The sequence below is a fragment of the Mesorhizobium argentiipisi (SeqCode) genome, assembly GCF_037179585.1.
Classification (GTDB): domain Bacteria; phylum Pseudomonadota; class Alphaproteobacteria; order Rhizobiales; family Rhizobiaceae; genus Mesorhizobium; species Mesorhizobium argentiipisi.
The window spans coordinates 469,452-489,429 of record NZ_JAPYKO010000003.1; the positions used below are offsets into that span (position 1 = coordinate 469,452).

At 58.0% G+C, this 19,978-nt stretch carries 16 protein-coding genes and 1 pseudogene; 9 read left to right on the top strand and 8 right to left on the bottom strand.

The genetic code is table 11. The features are described 5' to 3' along the window. Positions 1 to 368: 368 nt before the first annotated feature. A pseudogene (locus O7A05_RS07630) lies at positions 369 to 666 on the top strand (IS66 family transposase); the annotation flags it as partial. A 275-nt stretch (positions 667 to 941) separates the two neighbouring features. Here the strand turns inward: O7A05_RS07630 and O7A05_RS07635 are convergent. Beyond that, entirely contained in the window at positions 942 to 1,964 is a 1,023-nt protein-coding gene (locus O7A05_RS07635; RefSeq protein ID WP_032936374.1) for an IS110 family RNA-guided transposase, read from the bottom strand. Positions 1,965 to 2,109: 145 nt separating this feature from the next. Here O7A05_RS07635 and O7A05_RS07640 point away from each other — a divergent pair, with 145 nt between their 5' ends. Together O7A05_RS07640 and O7A05_RS07645 are read left to right on the top strand one after the other, a co-directional pair. Continuing rightward, on the top strand, positions 2,110 to 2,613 hold the full coding sequence (locus O7A05_RS07640; RefSeq protein WP_415926977.1) for an IS66 family transposase: 504 nt from the start codon (positions 2,110 to 2,112) through the stop codon (positions 2,611 to 2,613). A gap of 133 nt (positions 2,614 to 2,746) precedes the next feature. After that, positions 2,747 to 3,028, top strand: a complete 282-nt coding sequence (locus O7A05_RS07645) for an HU family DNA-binding protein (protein WP_337092352.1) — start codon at positions 2,747 to 2,749, stop codon at positions 3,026 to 3,028. 439 nt (positions 3,029 to 3,467) lie between these two features. Here O7A05_RS07645 and O7A05_RS07650 read toward each other — a convergent pair whose 3' ends face one another. Continuing rightward, positions 3,468 to 4,277, bottom strand: coding sequence for a host specificity protein (locus O7A05_RS07650; RefSeq protein WP_337092353.1), 810 nt, complete (start codon positions 4,275 to 4,277; stop codon positions 3,468 to 3,470). Positions 4,278 to 5,520: 1,243 nt separating this feature from the next. On the opposite strand from O7A05_RS07650, the gene O7A05_RS07655 reads away from it, so the two are divergent. The 5 genes from O7A05_RS07655 (at position 5,521) to O7A05_RS07675 (ending at position 10,789) form a co-directional block, all read left to right on the top strand. Further along, the gene (locus tag O7A05_RS07655; protein ID WP_337092354.1) at positions 5,521 to 6,549 is read left to right on the top strand and encodes an ABC transporter substrate-binding protein; all 1,029 of its coding nucleotides are present in this window, start codon (positions 5,521 to 5,523) and stop codon (positions 6,547 to 6,549) included. A gap of 40 nt (positions 6,550 to 6,589) precedes the next feature. After that, positions 6,590 to 7,357, top strand: coding sequence for an ABC transporter ATP-binding protein (locus O7A05_RS07660; RefSeq protein WP_337092355.1), 768 nt, complete (start codon positions 6,590 to 6,592; stop codon positions 7,355 to 7,357). Further along, entirely contained in the window at positions 7,350 to 8,153 is an 804-nt protein-coding gene (locus tag O7A05_RS07665; RefSeq protein ID WP_337092356.1) for an ABC transporter permease, read from the top strand. Before O7A05_RS07660 ends, O7A05_RS07665 begins: the two co-directional genes overlap by 8 nt. A 358-nt stretch (positions 8,154 to 8,511) precedes the next feature. Then, positions 8,512 to 9,225 carry a winged helix-turn-helix domain-containing protein gene (locus O7A05_RS07670; RefSeq protein ID WP_337092357.1) on the top strand — a complete coding sequence of 238 codons (714 nt, stop codon included), beginning with the start codon at positions 8,512 to 8,514 and terminating at the stop codon, positions 9,223 to 9,225. 859 nt (positions 9,226 to 10,084) lie between these two features. Continuing rightward, the gene (locus O7A05_RS07675; RefSeq protein ID WP_337092358.1) at positions 10,085 to 10,789 is read left to right on the top strand and encodes a Crp/Fnr family transcriptional regulator; all 705 of its coding nucleotides are present in this window, start codon (positions 10,085 to 10,087) and stop codon (positions 10,787 to 10,789) included. A 234-nt stretch (positions 10,790 to 11,023) separates the two neighbouring features. Here O7A05_RS07675 and O7A05_RS07680 read toward each other — a convergent pair whose 3' ends face one another. Continuing rightward, positions 11,024 to 11,719 carry a conjugal transfer ATPase VirC1 gene (locus O7A05_RS07680; protein WP_337092359.1) on the bottom strand — a complete coding sequence of 232 codons (696 nt, stop codon included), beginning with the start codon at positions 11,717 to 11,719 and terminating at the stop codon, positions 11,024 to 11,026. Positions 11,720 to 12,076: 357 nt separating this feature from the next. Between O7A05_RS07680 and virD4 the strand changes: the two genes are divergently transcribed. Next, complete coding sequence (gene virD4 / locus O7A05_RS07685) at positions 12,077 to 14,035, top strand: type IV secretion system ATPase VirD4 (RefSeq protein WP_337092360.1); 1,959 nt, start codon at positions 12,077 to 12,079, stop codon at positions 14,033 to 14,035. A gap of 591 nt (positions 14,036 to 14,626) precedes the next feature. Here virD4 and O7A05_RS07690 read toward each other — a convergent pair. The 5 genes from O7A05_RS07690 to O7A05_RS07710 form a co-directional block, all read right to left on the bottom strand. Beyond that, positions 14,627 to 14,818, bottom strand: coding sequence for a hypothetical protein (locus O7A05_RS07690; protein ID WP_337092361.1), 192 nt, complete (start codon positions 14,816 to 14,818; stop codon positions 14,627 to 14,629). Between the two features lie 90 nt (positions 14,819 to 14,908). Beyond that, the gene (locus O7A05_RS07695; RefSeq protein WP_337092362.1) at positions 14,909 to 15,184 is read right to left on the bottom strand and encodes a hypothetical protein; all 276 of its coding nucleotides are present in this window, start codon (positions 15,182 to 15,184) and stop codon (positions 14,909 to 14,911) included. A 420-nt stretch (positions 15,185 to 15,604) separates the two neighbouring features. Further along, positions 15,605 to 16,489: a hypothetical protein gene (locus tag O7A05_RS07700; RefSeq protein WP_337092363.1), complete on the bottom strand. Its 885-nt coding sequence runs from the start codon at positions 16,487 to 16,489 to the stop codon at positions 15,605 to 15,607. 455 nt (positions 16,490 to 16,944) lie between these two features. After that, positions 16,945 to 17,796, bottom strand: a complete 852-nt coding sequence (locus O7A05_RS07705; protein ID WP_337092364.1) for a hypothetical protein — start codon at positions 17,794 to 17,796, stop codon at positions 16,945 to 16,947. A 500-nt stretch (positions 17,797 to 18,296) separates the two neighbouring features. Further along, on the bottom strand, positions 18,297 to 19,181 hold the full coding sequence (locus O7A05_RS07710; protein WP_337092365.1) for a hypothetical protein: 885 nt from the start codon (positions 19,179 to 19,181) through the stop codon (positions 18,297 to 18,299). Between the last annotated feature and the right edge of the window lie 797 nt (positions 19,182 to 19,978).

The following is a 19,978-nucleotide window of genomic DNA, read 5'->3' on the forward strand; positions in this document are numbered from 1 at the left end:
TGCCGGCGAGCGGAGCTGGGCTGCGCGTCGAGCGGGGCGGATCGTGTCAGCTCAGACGATGTGGATCAGCGCCGCCTTGCGAGCGGGCGGCCCCGCTCTGCGCAGGCGGAAATCGCGGGGGAGAGATGGCCAAGACCATCTCTCCCTTCGCCTTTCGGCTCATAGATAGAGGAGATATATGGCTGACCGACCGACGATCGAGTTTTTAGGCAATTCCCACAGGAGCGGGCGGTGGCTGGTGGGACGAAGTGAATATTCTAACTGCTTCACACTGATCATTTCTGCAACGCATTTCGAAACTCGTCAGGTGCGCCAAGCTGGGCTTTGATCATGCCGAAGCGGTACATGAACAGTCATGCAACCGTCACCGAACGACTCTCGTCACCTGGCATATGCGTCCCATTCACGAGCGGCCGCTGGAGAAGCTGAAGGCCTCGCCCAAGCTCTTTGTCGGGCAGTTATGGACCTATGTCCGCGATGACCGGCCATGGCAGGGCAGCGACTCGCCGGGTGTGGCATATGTCTATGCGCCGGACCGCAAAGCCGAGCGGCCGATTGCCCATCTCCCCGGCCTTAGCGGGACCCTGCAGGTCAATGGGTTATGGCGGCTATCGCACCCTGGCCGAGAAAAGTGGCGTCACGCTCGCCTTCTGCTGGGCACATCTATGGACGCCCCCGACTTTGCAAGGACTTTATGCGCGGCTTCGGCAATGCCTGCGGCTGCAGTCATCTATTCGGCCTCTACGATGTGGAGCACCCTGCACCACGGGCCTTGATGGAATATCCGCGAACCGGCACCCAATCACGTTGCGCGAGCTCGAGGCTCGATGCGCCCAACGGGTTCACCCGGTCCCGGTACGCCCGGTCTTGCCATCACCTGCCTTACTTATCCTCACAAGCGCATCGGCCCCAAGTCGGGCTGATCAGAATGACGGCAAAGATCATGCCGCTTCACGCGTCAGTGCGCCGTACGTTCCACCGTATCGCAGCAATGCCCACACAACTCGTGCCGTCTTGTTCGCGATCGCCACGACCGCAACATTGGCAGGCCGCCGGTCTCTCAATTTAGCGAGCCAAATCCAGGTGCGCCCTCGCCAGCGCATGAGCGAACGGCTGCCGTGAATCAGCAACTTGCGCAAATAGCCGTTCCCTCGTTTGCTGATCGAGCCGAGCTGCTCCTTGCCGCCCGTGGAATGCTGCTTGGGCACCAGTCCGAGCCACGCGGAAAAATGACGGCCGGATTTGAAGTCGGCCGGATCACGCATGGACGAAACCAAGGCACTCGCGGTGACAACGCCAACCCCGGGTATGGTCATCAATCGCCGGCAGGCGCTGGAACCTCTCGCGACGGCAACCAAGTTGCTGTCGATCCGGGCGAGTTTGGTCTTCACCTCTCTTAGCTGTTCGACGAGATAACGCAGCGCATGCCGCGCCACAGGCGGAATACGCGCTTCCGATTCATCTTCGATCAGAACGGTGAGAAGGCCGATGTTGTGTGCCCGGTTCGGACCAATTACCCCGAATTCCGCCAAGTGACCGCGGATCGCGTTGATCAACTGGGTTCTCTGGCGGATCAACATCTCCCGAACTCGGTGGATGACCAGGATCTCCTGCTGCATCTCTTCCTTGATGGGAACGAAGCGCATCGTCGGTCGCGTGACTGCTTCGCAGATCGCCTCGGCATCGGCGGCATCATTCTTGTTGGTCTTTACGTAGGGCCGAACGTATTGCGCAGGGATCAAGCGGACCTCGTGTCCCATACTGCGCAGCAGCCGACCCCAGAAATGTGCACCCGGGCAAGCTTCCAGCCCAACCAAGCAGCTCGGAAGGACGCGAAAGAATTGCTCCACGTCATCACGCCTGAGCTTCCGTCGGACAATTGCTCTCCCATGCTGGTCAGCCCCGTGAACCTGAAAGACTGATTTGGCAATGTCGAGGCCGACCACGTGAACTTCATCTCGCATGGCAATCTCCTTCTGTTTGACCACGCTCCATACTCCTCGCCACAGGGCGGAAGCGGAAGGGGCGTCCATGCCATCACGTCCGCCGGCGCTTTTATGAACTGGCAGTTGCCAGTCCAGCGCCGATCGCAGCGAGGCGCTGAGGCGCATCGGCGAGCTCTATTGCGTCGAGGGATATCCGCGGCCAGACTGCGGAGGGGCGCCGCGTCGCGCGCCAGGAGAGAAGCCGGCCGATCATCGCCGAGTTCGAGCTTGGTTACGCGAGAAGCTCGGCCTGATCAGCCAGAAGACCAAGCTCGCCGAGGCGATCCGATACGCGCTCTCGCGTTGGGGAGGGCTCACGCTATTCCTCGATGACGGCTGCATCGAGATCGACTCCAACACCGTCGAGCGTTCGATCAGGCCGATCGCGCTCAACCGCAAGAAGGCACTCTTTGCAGGTTCCGATGGCGGCGCCGAGCAATGGACTGTCATCGCCTCCCTAATCGTATGCCGCGCGCGGCATAAGCATTGTTTATGCCGACAAACTATGCCGAGCCCCTCTTCGGATTATGGCGGTATGAAGCGCTTGGCCCGCGCAAGTCCGCCGCCGTCCTTCGCGTCGCGAATTGAAACCCGAGGGTCGGAGTCGCGAAAGACTACATCAGCCTAGCCAAAAGCCTGACCCGTCAGGCGGCGTCCCAAAACGAAACCAACAGATCACGCTTGAGAACGGTATTCCTGATCTCGCAGTGCCTGTGCAATAAAGCGAATGTTCATTATCAGCTGAAGAAGGACGGGAAACGATGGCTGTAAACACGAATGATCTGGCAGAGCGTCTCGCTGACGCGCACGGCCTATCGAGGACCCACGCAAAGGCCGTAGTCGATGACGTGCTAAAAGGCATTGCGGAAGCGGCAGCGAAGGGCGAGGAAATATCTCTGAATGGATTTGGCAAGTTCAAGGTGCAGAACAAGCCGGCGCGCAATGGTCGCAACCCCTCGACAGGCGCCACCATCAAGATCGCAGCATCGAAGAAGCTGGTGTTCCAGCCCGCCAAGGCGCTCAAGGACACCTTGAACGGCTGACATTTCCGGTCACGACGATGCGCCTCGCTGCGAGGGCGAGCCGCATCGAGTTGTGGTTTTCTTCGGTCGGTAAACGGTCAAGGTCGGCGAGTTTTGCGGCCTCCCTTCTCGTTGCTTCGTTTGACCTCATGGTGTCGAGGTCCCCGGCCGTGCTTGCGCGCAGCCGGAAAATTCTGCTGCCTCTCACTAACCTGAGCCGCCGAAGCGGCTCCGGTTTCACGTATCACTTGGCCGCGATGTGGAAAGGTCCGTCCTCTTCGGTCACGCTGCCGCTATCGGCTGCGGTCAGGTCCGTCACATCGGGAGGGCGGCTCGACATCGCGTCGGCGAAGCTTCGCATGGTCGTCCTGCGCCGGCCGAAATACGCCTGCCGCGCTCTTTGCTGAGAGCCGGAAATCGGTTCGGATCCACTTCTGTCCTCAGCTCTGCTGCGTCGCGCTCACCTTGTATAGTCATCTCGCGTCCGCGGCGCGCGGTCCCACTCGATATTACGGTCCCGCTCGATATTACCGTCCGGCTCGATATTAAGGCGGTCGAAATACCAGGACGGATCATCATCGGACGAGTCTGTCTCAACGGACGAGTCTGTCTCGACGCTTGCTTCCCTATCGTCGTCACCGCTCTTGGAAAGATATAGCGTAGGCTTGTCTGTCCGCCGCCATTCACCGTCATCATTATTCCATTTGTCCGGATGCTGTGCAGGATCAAGGATCCATTTATCTCTTCCCACAGGAGCAAAACCCATCTGCCTGAGACGGCCCTCTGCCCCCCTAGCAGCAGGGCGTGACAGGACCAATGGGCGTTCGCCGTCAAGCCGAAGTTGATGCTCAAGCAGGATATCACCGGCATTCTCGACAAGGGGGTGAGTAACCCGAAGAGCTACTTGGGAGGTGATATCAGTTCGCCCGGGAAACTGGGCGTGAGCACGCGCGGGTACCCTCACGCTGCCTTCAGTCTTCAGAAGGCCAACACTTTTGTCGCCTAGCTTATAGCTGAAATACCGTGCCTCGGCCGAATCGTTGCCGGTGCTGGCGTAGCCTCTAGCAACGTTTGCCGCGCTCAAGGCCTTTAGCGATACGAAACCCGAGTACTCTTGCGGATTATCGGCAATGTGCTTGATATCATCTCCAAAGAAACCCCTCACTTCTCTCCTGAAGGTGGACCTGTCGATCTCCTCGATCGGAGGTTGCGAAGTCAGGAAATATGGTCGCGGCTCTCCCGAGGATGAACTTGGAAGATCGGACGCCACGCCTGCAACATTCTCCGCAAAGCGGTCAGTATCTGCTGCCCGATTTGATCCCTCGGCATGGTTAGGACTTGGGGACCGGCTGGACGAGGCATTGATTCGGCCGTACATCAGATTCGCTCTCCTGTCGGTAGGTTTGAATGGCACCCGGGCTGATTGCTCCCAAGCACTGAAGAGCACGCTAGACCGGTTAGCTGACCATAGGCTTACGCGTGGAGTTGAATTCGTTGCGATTAAGCTAGGAGCCTGTCCGAGTAGTCACTGGTCAAGTTCGGACGGGTCTGATTCCTTGCCGACTTATGAGCAAGGAATGTCGCCCCTGGAAGATTGATGAGGCACAGCTTCTGCCGCCGAGCGTGCGGGATTACGTGCCCAAGAACCACCTCTCTCCAGCGGCTGATCAATGGCCGACGTTAAATCCATGGTTTCCCAATCCCCGAGGAGTACCAGGATAAATTGCTAGAGAGCGCGCCGCGAAACTCGCCCTGAATTTCCGTGGTCATGGCATGACAACAATTACACACTGGCTAACCTGGGCATCCGCTGGCTTCAGCCTGTTGTCTGAGCGCGCGGCAGCGAGGGGGCGAGTGCCGGCGAGCGGAGTTGGGCTGCGCTTCGAGCGGGACGGATCCGTTAGAGGAATCACCACCCCCTTGCGAGTGGGCGGCCCCGCTCTGCCCTGGCGCATCCGCGGGGGAGAGATGGACAAGACCATCTCTCCGCCGCGTTCGGCTCACGGTGGAGTTGGCAGCGAGGCAGGTGACCGACGGATGATCGAGTTTCGGATTGCATTTCAGGCGGATGGGCGGGCGGTTGGCTCGCGCTGGCCGGACGGCGTGAACCAGAGACTCCCCAGCCGCTGGAATTGCTGCAGATGCTAGCAGACGTTTCCGTTCCTTGCTCGCGCCTTCGAGCTGACGAAGTATCGCACTGCGTGGGAAAATCTTGTCGCGAGCCTCGTACGACAAAGTTGCAGATCAAACATCCCTGCTTGAGTTTCGTCAGCAGCTCGTAAGGTTGACCTCCTAAAAGCGAGCAGTTGAAGTTCGCAGCGAGCTGCTGCGATCTGCGAGCCTGCGTCCAACGGAGATGTAGAACGTTTGGAAGCAATGGTTCGAGCGGAACATCACGCCGCATGGATCCAACGGACCAAGCGGCGATTTGAGCGAGGCAGCATACCGGCAGGCGTAACAATGCCAGCCCACCAGCCAAACACATAAGAACCGCTCTTGAAAGGACATGCAACGTGACCAATCTCGCGATTAACCGCCGCCAGGCAATTGTCGGTCTCGGCACAGCGGGGGCTTTGACCCTGCTCGGCCGGCCGGCCTTTGCTGCGAGTAAGGTGAAGCTTGGTGTGATGCGTCTCGCCAGCCATGCGCCCAGCTACATCGCCTGCGAGCGAGGCTACTATAAGGACGAAGGGCTGGACGTCGAACTCGAGTTCTTCGAGGCAGCTCAGCCGATGGCCATGGCGATTGCCTCAGGCGACGCCGATTATGCGGTTACCGCGATGAGCGGCGGACTCGTGAACCTCGCCGGAAAGGGCGCAATCAAGGTGATCGGCGGCGCGGTGTCAGAGGAGAAGGGTGTCGCCGGCGCTATTATCCTGGCCTCGGAAAAAGCGTACCAGGCCGGCCTTACCACGGCGAAGGACCTGAACGGCAAGAGCTTCGGTATCACGACGGCCGGCTCCTCCTTTCATTATATGTGCCACAAGATCGCGGAAGCGAACGGCATCCCGATGTCGGAAATCAGCCTGCGCCGACTCCACAAGGTCGATGCAATCGTTGGTGCGCTGGGCACGGGCCAGATCGACGCCTGGGCGATCCAGGGCAGCATCGCCAATGAGATGCTGGCCGAAGGCAGTGCCAAGCAGATCGGTCTCGTGTCCGACTATGCGCCCGACTATCAGGTGACGACGGTGTTGACCTCCACGAATAACGCCGCCAACGAGCGGGAGAAGACCGAAGCCTTTATCACCGCCCATTCGAGGGCGATCGACGACTACAACGCTGCCGTCGTAGACAAGACCGCCACACCGGAGGAAGTGGATGAGGTGGCCAAGATCATTCACAAATATGTCGACTCCGACCATCCGTTCCCGGCCGCGAAGAAAATCTTCGTCGGCAGCGCCATGCGCATCAACACGGGATGTGCGCTTACACTCGAGTCCGCGATGAATCAGCTTGTCTGGCTCAAGGAGGAGAAAATGGTGAGCGAGACGATCAGGGCACAGATGCTCTTCGATATTTCTTACGTCGAGACGATCTGACCCTCCTCCGCCGGCCGGCTCAGGAGGCGGGACAGAAGACATGGAACTGCTGCTAAAGAATGTTAGCCACCGCTATGGCTCCGTGGAGGTTCTGAGCGACGTCTCGCTTAGGATCCCAAGGGGCGAGATCATGTGCATCATCGGCCCGTCGGGATGCGGTAAATCCGCCCTGTTGCGCCTCCTGGGCGGGTTGGAGCGTCCGACAGAAGGCATGGTGCTGCAGGTCGGCGCGCCGCCCGCTGAATCGCTCAATCCTCTTACCTACGTCTTCCAGCATCTCGCTCTGCTGCCGTGGCGGAGCGTGGAAGGCAATGTGAAGCTGGTGCTTGAGGATCACAAACTCGCCGCGAAAGACGTCGAGCGGATCGTCGCCGATGTACTTGCCCGCACGGGGCTCTCCGAGTTCCGCGCCACTTTGCCGAAGCAGTTGTCGGGGGGCATGCGCCAGCGCGTTGCAATTGCGCGCGCGTTGGCGGTCAGTCCCGCGGTGATGCTCATGGACGAACCGACGTCGGCCCTCGACAGCCAGACGCGCGAGCTTCTGATGGATGATCTCGTCTCGCTGTGGACGCGTCAGCCCTTTACCGCCGTCTATGTCACGCATGATTTGAGCGAAGCCGTGCGGCTAGGACATCGCATTGTCGTGCTTTCCCGTCGCCCCGGAAGGATCCGCGATATGCTCACAATCGAGCAGCCGCTGGCCGAGAGATACGCCGGCGCTCCGGTTCTGGAGAAGATGCAGCTGCAGCTCTGGGCCCTGATGAGAGACGAAGCAATGGCCGCCGATCAGGAACTGCTCGATGGCTGATATCATCGTAGTGTCGCAACTCGTAAAGTTCCGCGGCGGCGGCTTCGCGCCCACACGCGCCCCCCTTGTCGGTTTCTTGGTTGCCATCCTCCTGATCGGGCTGGCAGAGGTCGGCACCCGAACGGGCTTCATCTCGGGCCTGACGCTGCCTCGCCCCTCGGCGGTCCTCGAGTCTTTCGTCCAGCTTTACCAGACCGGGCTGCTTTGGGAGCACTTGCTGCCATCGCTGCGGCGCCTCGCTGTTGGCGTTTCCATCGGCGTCGTGTTTGGCGTAGGGCTCGGTGTTCTGATTGGCTTGTGCAGCTTCACACGCGCCGGTCTCCTGCCCTTGGTCGCGGCGCTCCTTCCTGTCCCCAAGATTGCATTGCTACCGCTCTTTATTATTTGGTTCGGTATCGATGAGACATCGAAATATGCGCTGATAGCGCTGGGTACCTTCACCCCCACGGTGGTCGCCACCTATGCGGCGGTTGACAATGTCGACCGCAGCCTGATCCGGATGGGCCAGAGCTTTGGCCTCGCTCGGCTCTCGATTGTGCGCAAAATCATTCTGCCCGGAGCGTTTCCGGGCATCCTGTCAGGCCTGCGCGTCTCCATCTCGATCGGCATAACTCTGCTGGTCGCAGCCGAGATGCTCGGTGCCGAGCATGGCGTGGGCGCCTACATCCTGGACGCAGGATCACTCTACAACCTGGAGCACCTGTTTGCCGGGGTGACGATGCTTTCACTCATGGGCCTGGCGGTCAATTGCTTCATCGGCTGCATTGAGCGGCATTTCCTGGCTTGGCGCCCTTAGCCGGCAGGACTGCGATCGCGAGCGTACCGCAGCTACACGGCGCTGCTCAGATCTTTACGAGCGCGACAACGCATCACGATTTTTGTCTTTCGGCAACGATCCGAAAACAAGCTGTTTTGGCCGAGTTTCCACTGTTAACCGCTCCTCCCCTTGTCCTCCGCTCCAATACCCGCCGGCGCTCGCAGCGCCTCGTCCGCCGGCAATCGCCGGGGCGAGCTGTCGTGACCAAGGTGAAGTTCCATCGGTTACAGCAGCAATTCCCCGGTCGTGCAATCCGAGGCTGCTGCTCACTCAAATGGGCGTAGTCAGCAGCGGTTGTTTTTGAAGCGACAAGGTGGGTTGGGGATGGAGGCAATATATGAGCGAGGCCAGCAAAATCGGGAGCGTCCTTTTAGTCGACGATGTTCTCGCGCTTCTTCTGACCGTTGAGGAACACGTGCTGCGCTGCGAATTGTCGACCACTGGGGCGGGGGGTGCGCATGGGGAAGCATTGAAGATTTCCCAGAAGCTAAAGCCCGACCTTGTCATTGCCAGTTTGGATCTGGACCCTCGCCTTGTGCGTGATCTGCGCAACCTTGGGGACGTCTCCGTTATTGTCGTTGAGAACCGCCGAGGAGAGAACGACATGGTCCGGCTTGATTCCGGGGCCGGCGAGTGTCTGACCAGGGTGCGTGAGCTTTTGGTGCGCGTGAACTCACTGGCCAAGGGGCGTTTTGCCGGCCCTGTAGAAACACAGAGAAAGTCACAATCGGGAAAGTGGCTTTTCGGCGGATGGGAGCTACGCCTCAAGACGCGACAGCTGCGCGATCCTGCAGGTGCACTGGTCCCTCTAACCCAGGGCGAGTATGCGCTCCTGATTGCCTTCCTCGAGGTGGCAGAACGGCCCGTCTCGCGAGAATACCTGCAACGGGCCACGCGCATTCACGGCGAGATCTCAGACCGCAGCATCGATGTCCAGATATTGCGCCTGCGTCGAAAGCTCGAGACCGATATCCGCGCCCCGAAGCTGATAAAAACCAAACGTGGCGTCGGTTACGTGTTCAGTATCACTGCGAAGCTGCTGGAGATTTGACACCGGCCAAAGCCAGTGAATGCGCCATCTCTTTTACAGCAGAGCCGAAGGTGCTGGGAGGAGCGTGGGCGCCCCATATTCATCCGTCACGTGGATGGGATAAATCGAAACAATCGATTTTCTTTAAGATGGGAAATGAAGGACACAACACCGCCGGGCCTCGGTGTTTGGCCGGGTTGGCGATCCCACCGAAGCTAGAAAGGGCACCCGCAACTGCCAGCAGCTCCATGTTGCCGCGATCACCACGTCATTTATTCTCAGCCAACGCCAAAGCCGGCCACGCTCTCGCGGCTTATTTCCATGCGCCCGGCATGACCCAGTTGGCCAGCCTCCCCGATAACCAGTTCCCGTTTCCATTGAAGTCAATGAAGGCCATGGCGCATCTTGCCCCGAGCGGACGGCAGCGGCAGAGCGAGACCTGTGGATGCCCGCTCTCAGGGCAGGCCGGTTCGCAGAGCGGGCCAGATCCTGGATCGAGCTCGAAGCCCACGGCTCGGATCGGCCTTCGAGCGACCGAACAATAGACTGAGGCGGCGCGTCGACGTGCTGCAGGTCATTGCCGGTTGCGACACTTGCCGGCGTCGTTAGGGACCTGGCGTTAGAAGCCTATGACAGAAGCGCCGAGGCGCAATCATCTACCAGGTCACAGACAAGAGCGCGCCCCGAACGGTCCAAGCCGCAGCCAAGGTTATTCTCGTCCGGTTTCGCCGTCGCCGCCTCAGAAGATCGATGATGCGTGACAACGCATCGGTGCGAGAGTCGCTTTTTCCGGGCGAGAGGGAACGCCAACGATGCTCAATCGACGTGATGACCCAGAAGCGAGCGTCACAGGACCAATCATTTCCAACGAGGAAACTACATGGCCGAGTTTGATAGAAGCGCTGCCTTCTGGCGGTCCTTTCCGATTTTTCGGGACTTCGATGACAAGACCATCGCGGCACTCGCCGGAATTTCAACCTTTCGCAGATGGCTTCCAGAGACGGTAATCTTCCAGAGAGGCGATGAGGGCAATTACATGGTTGGAGTGATCTCTGGACGGATCAAAGTGTCGCTGATCACCCCACAAGGGCGTGAATTGGTGCTCCGGCAACTCGAAGCCGGGGATCTGTTCGGCGAGATGGCCATGCTAGATGATCAGCCTCGATCGGCCGACGCCACGGCGCAGGTCGCCTCCGAAGGTTTCGTCATTGCTAAGAGGCCATTTATGGACCTCATCAAACTTTCGCCGGGGGCGGCCAGAGCCACAATCCGCTATCTCTGCTCACGAATGCGGGGTATCACCGAGCAGTTGGAAACCATCGCTCTGTATCACCTGAATTCCCGGGCGGCCCGTTTTCTGCTCGTAACCCTGAGGCAGATCCATGGCAATGAGCTGCCGGTAAGAGCGGATCTGAAACTGCAGCTCACTCAGTCCGATATAGCAGGGATTTTGGGCGCAAGCCGGCCGAAAGTAAATCGGGCCATATTGGCGCTGGAGGAGGCCGGCGCCATCCGGCGCAATAACGGAATCATTGAATGCAACACTGAGCGCTTGCAGTGGATTGCTGAACCAAGCGAGCATTAGGTATCGCGCAAGAAGGAGTTCCTCAGGCCGATGGACTCCGTCCAGATCGTTACGGGGAGCAGTCATGAACCTCTCTGGCTCGATGTCACCAGCAACTGCATAGGCCTGCGATGGATCAAGGTCATTGCAAGCATCAAAGTCCTTTTGCGGCAAAGTCTCGGCGGGTGTCGTTGCATGCTGGCCAGCGGCCATGTTTGGCTGGCTGCCGAAGCTATCGGCGTGCGCATTCCTCTGTCAGCCCTGCAACGCCTTCTCGATGAATGCACTGATCATAGCTAGTTCATCCAATGCTCTCTGGCTGTGATGCAGCATCAGTCGCGTTGCCGGATCGTTGGCCATATTAGCGACCGTCATGTGTAACATGCCTCGCTCTTTCATCGCCGCGAAGGCGTCCCGCTCATGCATAGGGGTTTCGCACAGCGGCAGAAGGTCCAGCATCTCGTACGCGGCTCGTTGGGACGCTGTCAGTCTGCCGATTGGCACTCGCTGGCGGAGAATGGCCGTATGTGCTTCCAGTCCCTCTGCCATTAACAGTTCGATGATGTAGCGGCACGTTGCAAGCGCTTCATCGATGTCAAGAGGTGACAGCATAGCGGGTACCAGCAGGCAATCGGAACTGCCGATTATAGAGTTGTTCAAGTCGCTGGGACCGCCGTGGGCATCGACCAACCCATAGTCGAAGCCGCCAAGATCCGCCTGTCCATATGCATCCACCATTGCGGGCAGCTCGTCGGCCACGAATACCTCGCATTGCCGGTCCCAAGCGTCGTTGCGAAGGGCCTTTTGTTTCCACCTGGTGAGCGGGCGGTTTTGGTCAGATTCGAACAACGCAATCTTCTTTTGCTTGGAGGAAAGCGAGGCGCACAGACCCATTAACGCCGTGGTTTTGCCCGCCCCACCTTTGAAAGAATAGCAAGTGATAAGCTTCATGCCGCAATCCATCCGCGCGAAAGCGCTCTGTGCAAACTGTTTTCAGAGCATATCAGCGGCTTCGATGAGATAGATGTGTTCTGCGGCGCTTGGTTACCTTTGTAATCCTTATTTTGTTCGCTTCCGGATGACGCACCGTTATGTATTCCCTTGTTCAGGTTTTAAGTGAATGGCGGCGCGCTGCGTCTGCGCTGTTACAAGAGTAACCGCGCTTGCGCTCAGCTGAATCTGCAAGGCGATACATTTTGAAACTGAAAGAGGGCTGCAGCAGGTCGAACCGACTGCGGCCCGTAGGACCAGCTGGTAAGGTCCCTGCCCCGGGGCTAGCAACGCTGAACATTGCCAGAGCACAGGACAATGGCACGCACGAATTTCAAGCTCACCACATTCTTGTTTGGCCTTGCGCTGTCTTTGCCCCTTGGGCTGATCTTCGCCAGCCTCTATGTTAGCCTAAGGGGTGGGCTCAGCGTCCGGGGGCTCCGCGACTTCGATCTCCTGGCGTTCTGGTATGAAACACCCTTCTATCTCGGCTATGTCAGTGCGACGTTTTACACCTGTTTGATCATTGTTGGCATGACATCGGTGATCGTCATGGTCATCCTCACCGTATTCCTGGGTCGCGCCAAACACTTCGGAACGGCACGATGGGCGCGATTTGGCGAAATGCGCCAAAAAGGTTTCATCAAGCCCTACCGCCGCATCACTGGCCCCATATTCGGCAAAACGTCCGGCCCGCGCGGGTTTGGACAGTATCTCACCAATGGCGAGCAACCACACAGTTTGGTGGTTGCGCCCACCCGCGCAGGCAAGGGCGTCGGCGTTGTCATTCCGACGCTTCTGACCTTCGATGGCTCGGTGCTTGCGCTCGACGTCAAGGGCGAACTCTTTGAACTGACGTCGAGGGCAAGGTTGAAGCGCGGCGACCGGATCATCAAATTCTCGCCGCTCGACAGGCAAGGACGCACTCATTGTTACAATCCAGTGCTCGACATCGTTGCTACACCGCAGGAGCGCCGCTTTTCAGAAACCCGGCGATTGGCGGTTAATCTGATCGTGGCCAAGGGTAAGGGCGCGGAAGGGTTCATCGAGGGCGCGCGGGATCTGTTTGTCGCCGGTGTTCTGGCCTGCATCGAGCGTGGCACGCCAACCATTGGCGCCGTCTATGATTTGTTTTCGCAGCCGGGCGAGAAATACAAGCTATTTGCGCAACTTGCAGAACAAAGCAAAATTCCCGAGGCGAGGCGCATTTTTGACAACATGGCCGGCAACGACACCAAACTTCTCACCTCATACACATCCGTTTTGGGCGATGGCGGGCTGAACCTTTGGGCTGACCCGCTGATTAAGAACGCCACATCGAGATCGGACTTCTCCATTGGCAACTTGCGCCGGGACCCCACGACAATTTATCTCTGCGTCAGCCCCAATGATTTGGAGGTGATTGCACCTCTCGTGCGGCTGTTTTTCCAGCAAACCGTCTCGATATTGCAACGCACTCTGCCGGGAAAGGACGAGATTTTTGAGGTCCTGTTCCTCCTCGACGAGTTCAAGCATCTCGGCAGGCTCGAAGCGATTGAAACCGCAATCACCACGATTGCGGGTTACAAAGGCCGCTTCATGTTCATCATCCAGAGCCTCTCGGCCCTGACCGGCGCCTATGAGCAGCCTGGCAAGGAAAACTTCCTCTCCAACACTGGTGTGCAGGTGTTCATGGCGACAGCCGACGACGAAACGCCCCAATACATCTCCAAAGCCATTGGCGAATATACCTTTCACCAAAAGTCAAAGTCTTTCAGCCCTCGGGAATGGCTAAGTCCTAATATCCACACGTCGGATCAAGGAGCGCCGCTCTTGCGGCCCGAGCAGGTGCGTTTGCTCGATGACAACAAACAAATCGTGCTGATCAAAGGACAGCCACCGCTGCAGCTGGACAAGGTGAAGTACTATTGTGATCGTCACCTGAAGTCGATTTTTGCCAGGCAGACAGGTGCATTGCCCGAACCAGCGCCGATCCCGCTCATTGCGGAGATAACGACCTTCCCCGCAGTCGACAGAGGACCGCATCCAGCAGCAGAGACTGCGCCGAGCGATGCCGCACAGCTAACTTCTAACCCCGCCATTGCAGAGTCGAAGGGGGCGCCTATCGCCGCCGGTCCGTCCACTATGCAGAACACTTCCAAGCAGCCGCGGGGGACCCCTGCTCAGCGCGAGCTCCTGGCGCAAATAATTTCACTTCAGGAACTTGGCATTTCAGAGCACAAGAGCATGAACTCTGAATCTGACCGTTCAATTCGGGGATTTGATGGGGCGGACTGATCATCCGATTGAGCTCTCAAGCCCCTTGCCCGAACTCGCGTGGCGGCCGGCCCTGAAGCGAGTTGAGAGCGATCAAAAGGATCTGTTCAGGCGTCACGTGCCTGAACGTCGGCGCAGTGAAAGGGAGCTCCGGATAGCTTGCCTCGACTGCTCCACATTGCCCCGTCTTTCAGCACGACCGCACAGTCGCCGTCCTCGACATCGGTGATCGAATGGTGTCTGATTGACAACCCCAACCTGGTTACGTTCGGCAAGGACATAGGACAATTCCATGTCCGCTCTGCCCCGCCCCGAGTTCACTTTCGAGCATGTGTCTTTTGGAGGGCTTGGCGCGAACGCCCTTCAACGCGTAGTGGCGATCCACGCTACCGCACACCGGACCTTTCGCGCCACCAAAGTAATATTCGTTTCGGCCACATGCTGACTGGCGACACCTGCTTTGGACGTGAAAGGTGGCCAGACCTACCCGGCTACCGTCCTATTCACCATTCCTTTACCATATCAGCAGATGGTCATAAGCGGACATGCTGGTGTAGCTCGTACATGTCAAAAGCCCCGGCGCAGACCCAAGCGTCGGGGCTTTGTTCGTTCCTATATCCGGGTGATCGTATGCAATCCTAGCCGTAGCCGCTGGCCTTCCGCATAGGACAGCGCAAACGATTCAAGTTCAAATGATCGGGTAAGTTCTTGGCCGTCTTCGGTGACGCGGACGAACCACTCGCCACAGGCTTCCGCCACTTCAACACGAGCCGCCGCATTGCGGAATGGAACCACGTTATCCATTGCGCGCCTCCGTGGAAAGCAAGGGTAACGTCGGTTTATAAGACCACCAAAAACACCAGATCAAGGGAGATTCTGCGTCTGATTCCGTACCTATGGATTTCGAGCTGGCTGGCTACCGTCCGGCGCTCCAGTGATCTGGCTAACTGCCGCTTCGGTAAGTTTGTGACCCGCTAGCTTTTGTATGAACTGTTCGGCGTGCTCGCCCCATTCGGCAGGCGAGACATTGTTTTCGCGGACAGACTCCATGAACGCCTCGCGCAGCGCGTCGAGGTCGAAGATGGAAGGGTGTTGACTGTTCTTGCCTGGCATATACGGGAGTATGCCGGCAAAAACCGCGTCTTCCAAGGATGATGAAAAATCAGGCAATGCGACCTGTCGGGCTTGAGCCCCAACGGTCCGCCACTGGCGAATTGGCGATGGCGTATACGGTCGAGTCGACGCCGACAATCAGATCCTGATCGCCCTTGAACATGATGGCTAGTAACCGACCGGGAGGTGATATGGAGCGTGGCAGGCGGACGGCTCGAAGCGGAGGAGCAGTCCGGTGAGCCATCGCCGGAGCGCTGGCCGAGACGTGTTTTTGGCGCCGACCGCTGCCAGAATCTGACCTGATCCTGTTACCGTGTCCCTACAGCGCTGACGGGTTGCAGCGCTGGCTCGGCAAAGTATGTTCTGCATGTAGGAGGCTCGTTGCGCGCCTCCTATATCGGCGCGACCGAGGTCGACCGCGAAGACGACCTCGGTCCGCTAGGGATTACATGGTTATCTTGGCCCGCGGCCACAACCTCATCGTGTCAGGTCCCTGCTTCTGTTGGAACGCATGAGTTCCGCTCGAGCGCTATTGTAGGTTTCGCTAATGGAATCCCCGAGGTCCGCCATCGCATCCTGCTGCTGATACGAAGCGAAGTCCCCTGGCAGCTGATGGGCACGATGCTGAATTGCGTTGACGCGCGCGTCTAAATCCAGGTTTTGCGGCGCCGCCGCATGCCCGGCCGGCTGCACCTCAACCGCCGCATAGAAGGAAGCCAGTTCCGGATTCTGCGCAAACGCGGTGTTTAGCTGTTCCCGTTGATTTTCATTCAGATAGTCGCGTCCCATTTTCAGGGCCTTGGCCGTGTTGTTGCGGATGACGAAGTGTGCTGGACCGCCGCCCTCCTGCGTAAAAAGTTCAACGGATCGATCCAGCAGGCGCGTCCTATCCAGTTGGCTGAGATCACCTATGCTTTGCCCTAGTTTGGACAGGGCGAGAGATTGTCGCCTTGGTTCATCGATAGCGAGGGTTCTGTCCACTACAGCAGTCTTCATTGGGGCAGTTTGAAACTTGAGTATTGGCCTGATAGCGCGGGTTTGATAGCGCGCAAAGAAAAGGTCGTCCTGCGGCACGACGTTCTCAGGCGGCATTTCTGCTGTATAAAGGCGGTGCGCTGAATCTCCGAGCCGATTGAGCCGCTCGTGAAATTGCCCTGCACTGCTTCGCTCGAACTCGGTCCGGACTGAGCGGCTTGCCAGCCGAAGATTGGTAAGGTGGTTTGCCGTCTCAACCGGATCCTCGGAGACTACACTTGCCGCCACTTTGCCCAATAACTCATTTGGCATATCAGTAAATCGTGTGGCGCCACCGCCGGTGCGGCTTGAACTTCCAGGTCTATCTCTACTTGTGTCGCGGTCCATTGCAAGATGTCCTTAGGCCGTTTTTACAACTCGACGCTAGCATTCCGAAACACTCAGTCGAATTGATTCTTCGTTACGCTTGCGTCGGTTTCCGGCATTTGCCGGCCGAGCCCCATTTCCTGTGCTAGTCGCCACTCGATGGACGTAGCAGTCGCCCGATTTTCGGAGATCAATGTGAATTGGCAATGGGCGGCGAAAGCAGACAGCGAGGCCGCTGACCTGGGCCTGGAATTCACCTGATCGCTTTTGTCACCTCCGCACATGATTCCCGCAAACCGGCAAGTGCTGCGGGACATCCATCTCGCCGTTTCGCTGATGGGCTTGACCTGCTAACTGAGCAAGGTAGTCCGTTCACACCGAAGATGCCTGCCGGCAAGGCTTAAGGACCGAGGTCAAGCGCGAAGACCTCGGTCCGTGCCCCGGTTAGCCGGTTAGCTTACCGCGCGCAGACGATTTCATCGTGTCCAGTCCCTGCTTCTGTCAGAATCCATGAGTTCCGCTCGCGCGCTATTGTAGGCGTCGTGGATGTCTTCCCCGGTCTCTGCAACTGTATTCTGCTGGTAATACGACCATTCTCCTGGCAACTGCTGGGCTCGAGCCTCAATAGCGTCGATGCGCCTGTCCAAATCGGAATTTTGCGGCTGTCCCGCACGCGCGGCAGGCTCGCCAAGCGCATCGTGGAGCATCCCATACAATGGAAATGCGTCTAATCGCTCTCTTTGGCCTTCACTCAAATAATCCTGCCCTTTTTTGAGGGCTGTTACATAGTTGACATTATGTTCGGCGGCGTTCGGACCTTGTGTAAGCAAATCGACTGTTCGATCAAGAATGCGGGTTCTGTCGGCCGAGCTGAGATCACCTATGTTGTCGGCGATATTGGACAAGGCGAGAGATTGTGACGTCCGGTCAGTCATTCCGAGGATTCTGTCGACTGCGGCAGATTTCATCGCGGCAGTTTGAAACTTCAGGACTGGCCCGACAGGACAATAGCGCGAGTTGAATGGGTCGCTTATCAAAGCATTGCCAGGGGGCGGCATTGCTGCGGAATACACGCGCTGAGCTGATTCGCCGAGCCGATTGAGCCGGCTGTGAAATTGTCCTGCACTGCCTTCCGCCAAGTCGGACTGTACTGAACGGCTCGCCAGCCTGAGGTTGGTAAGGTTGTTTGCCGCTTCAACCGGATCGTCGGAAGCTACGCCTCTCGCCACGTTGTTCATTAGTTCACGAGGCACGTCGGTGAACTGTGTGGAGCGGCCGCTATCGCGGGCCGAATTTTCCGGCCTATTTCTACGTGTATTGCGATCCATTGCTCAGAATCCTTAGGCTCATTTCTACTGCCCCAGGCTACCAGTCACCAGCGACCAGCCGAACTGATTTCGGGTTACATTTGCAACCCTGCAGACCCGGGAAACTGAGCTTTCAAGCGACCACTGCGTGTGCAGCCTGTGGCCGTATTTCGCCTCCAAACAGAGAGGCAGACATTCCTGTCAAGGCTGCAAAACAAAGGCGGCCGGGCTGTCGATCTCGGCGAACACGACGGCGGCACTCCCGGCCCTGGTCGCCGAACGATTGCAGAACAGTCGCGGCACAGACGTGTGCAGCCTCACCTCCGCGGCCAAGCCCGACTTGCTCGACGTTGATCGAGGCGCACAAACCCGGTACGGAGCCAAACATAGAAGAGCTGACGTTCGCGCCTTGCTGGCGCATCTCCGACGAAGTCTACAAATGCAGCTCGACTACCCTGGTTGAAAAGCCTGCTGGCGCTGCGCGAGCGGTTAGGGACGAGCTTCGCCGGGGCCATGAAATCTCATCGTGTCAAGCCCCTGCCTCTTTCGGAATGCATGAGTTCCGCTCGCGCGCTGTCGTAGCTTTCGTTGATTGAAGTCCCGATCTGCGCAATCTCATTGGCCTGCCCATACGACCGCTCTGGTGGCAGTCCATTGGCTCGATTCCCAATTGCGTCGATGTTCCTGTCCAAATCTGGATTGGGCTGCGGGACCGCACGGCCGGTGGACCTCACCTGGATCGCCCTATACAACGCACCCGCGTACGGATCCTGTGCAAACGATCCGTCCAGTCGCTCTCTTTGACCGTCATTCAAATGCTCATGTCCCTTTTTGAGGGCTCTGGCTGTGCTGATAAGAACACTCCATTGTCCGTGAGCACCTTGTGCCGCTGTAGCGGTAAATAATTCTACCGACCGATCAAGAAGGCGAGTCCGATCTACCTGGCTGAAATCACCTAGATTGTCCGCAATTTTGGACAGCGCGCGAGCTTCGGCCCCTTGGGGAGTCAGGGCTAGAATTTTATCAGCTACGGCAGATTTCCTCGTAGCATTTTGAAACTTAAGTATTGGCCCGACCGTGCGCGTTAGATAGCGCGACTTCACAAGGTCCGGCAAGTCGTCTTGAGCGGGCATTGAAGCGGTATACAAGGCCTGAGCTGAAGTGCCGAGCCGGTTCAGCCGCGTGTGAAACTCCCCCACTGCCCCACCATTCTCGAACTCGTGCTGAACTGAACGACTCGTTGCCTTGAAGTTCGTAAGGTTTCTCGCCGTTGCAGCCGGATCGTCGGAAATCAGATGTTTAGCCAGTTCGCCAAGTAGCTCAGTCGGTATTCGACTCAATCCTGTCGTACCGCGGCCATCGCGGTTTGACCCTTCGGGTCTATTTCCAGGTCCATCGCGGTCCATTGCAGTGTCCTCAAGAGTTTCTACTCCCTCCAAGGGTACCACCCGACGGAGCCATGCCGAACTAATTTGACGTTGCATTTGCAATTTGGACGAGCTTAGACCCACAGACAGGCAGAAACGAATGTTCGATCAGCCCGCCGTGTTGAGCGCGCCGAAAAGCGCGGACCACTACGGCAAGGGCTGCCGGCCAACTGCTTTGATCGGCACCTGGACACCACAGTTCAGTTGGCGGCGCGCGGCTCCCAGTCAGGTTCTGCCGATCGGTCGCTGGCGCTTAGTCCAGTTTCCGTACATAAACGGCAAAGTGTCGATTTTGTTCAGCGAATGTAGCTTTGCGCGAGCAAGGCCCGGCGGTTTCAGGTAGTTTTGGATCATGCTACCGATGCAAATCCCTGCCACTGCCGAAGCCATCACGACGCTCCAAGCCCTATGGGCGGAAACTAGCTAGTCGTCTGGAAGGCGAATGCAAAATGCCGCAAGTATACAACTTGCCCAGCCAACCAATAAGGGTTGGTCGGAGTAGTGCTTGTCAGCGCCTTGGGTGACGGCTGGAGCTGGAGCGGTCATTACAAGGGCCAACGCCGTGGCAGCAACTATCGTTCGTGGCCAGTAAAACCGCAATTTCAGGAGCCTTGAGCGCCCCACAGCGTCTTTTTCTGAGGTAGGCATTTTTCGTTTTCCTTTTGGATCATCCCGGATTTGAAGAGGATCTGGCCGGCGAAGCAGCCGATATTCATGTGGTCGTGTCATAAGTTCTCCTGAAGGTTTGGTTTACAAGAAGTCTTATGGCAGCCCTA

Bases quoted from the DNA above. Each gene is read 5' to 3' on its own strand.
- O7A05_RS07690 (WP_337092361.1), bottom strand. From the start codon at position 14,818: ATGGATAACGTGGTTCCATTCCGCAATGCGGCGGCTCGTGTTGAAGTG.
- O7A05_RS07680 (WP_337092359.1), bottom strand. From the start codon at position 11,719: ATGAAGCTTATCACTTGCTATTCTTTCAAAGGTGGGGCGGGCAAAACC.
- O7A05_RS07700 (WP_337092363.1), bottom strand. From the start codon at position 16,489: ATGGACCGCGACACAAGTAGAGATAGACCTGGAAGTTCAAGCCGCACC.
- O7A05_RS07710 (WP_337092365.1), bottom strand. From the start codon at position 19,181: ATGGACCGCGATGGACCTGGAAATAGACCCGAAGGGTCAAACCGCGAT.
- O7A05_RS07660 (WP_337092355.1), top strand. From the start codon at position 6,590: ATGGAACTGCTGCTAAAGAATGTTAGCCACCGCTATGGCTCCGTGGAG.
- virD4 (WP_337092360.1), top strand. From the start codon at position 12,077: ATGGCACGCACGAATTTCAAGCTCACCACATTCTTGTTTGGCCTTGCG.
- O7A05_RS07675 (WP_337092358.1), top strand. From the start codon at position 10,085: ATGGCCGAGTTTGATAGAAGCGCTGCCTTCTGGCGGTCCTTTCCGATT.
- O7A05_RS07635 (WP_032936374.1), bottom strand. From the start codon at position 1,964: ATGCGAGATGAAGTTCACGTGGTCGGCCTCGACATTGCCAAATCAGTC.
- O7A05_RS07665 (WP_337092356.1), top strand. From the start codon at position 7,350: ATGGCTGATATCATCGTAGTGTCGCAACTCGTAAAGTTCCGCGGCGGC.
- O7A05_RS07670 (WP_337092357.1), top strand. From the start codon at position 8,512: ATGAGCGAGGCCAGCAAAATCGGGAGCGTCCTTTTAGTCGACGATGTT.
- O7A05_RS07645 (WP_337092352.1), top strand. From the start codon at position 2,747: ATGGCTGTAAACACGAATGATCTGGCAGAGCGTCTCGCTGACGCGCAC.
- O7A05_RS07705 (WP_337092364.1), bottom strand. From the start codon at position 17,796: ATGGATCGCAATACACGTAGAAATAGGCCGGAAAATTCGGCCCGCGAT.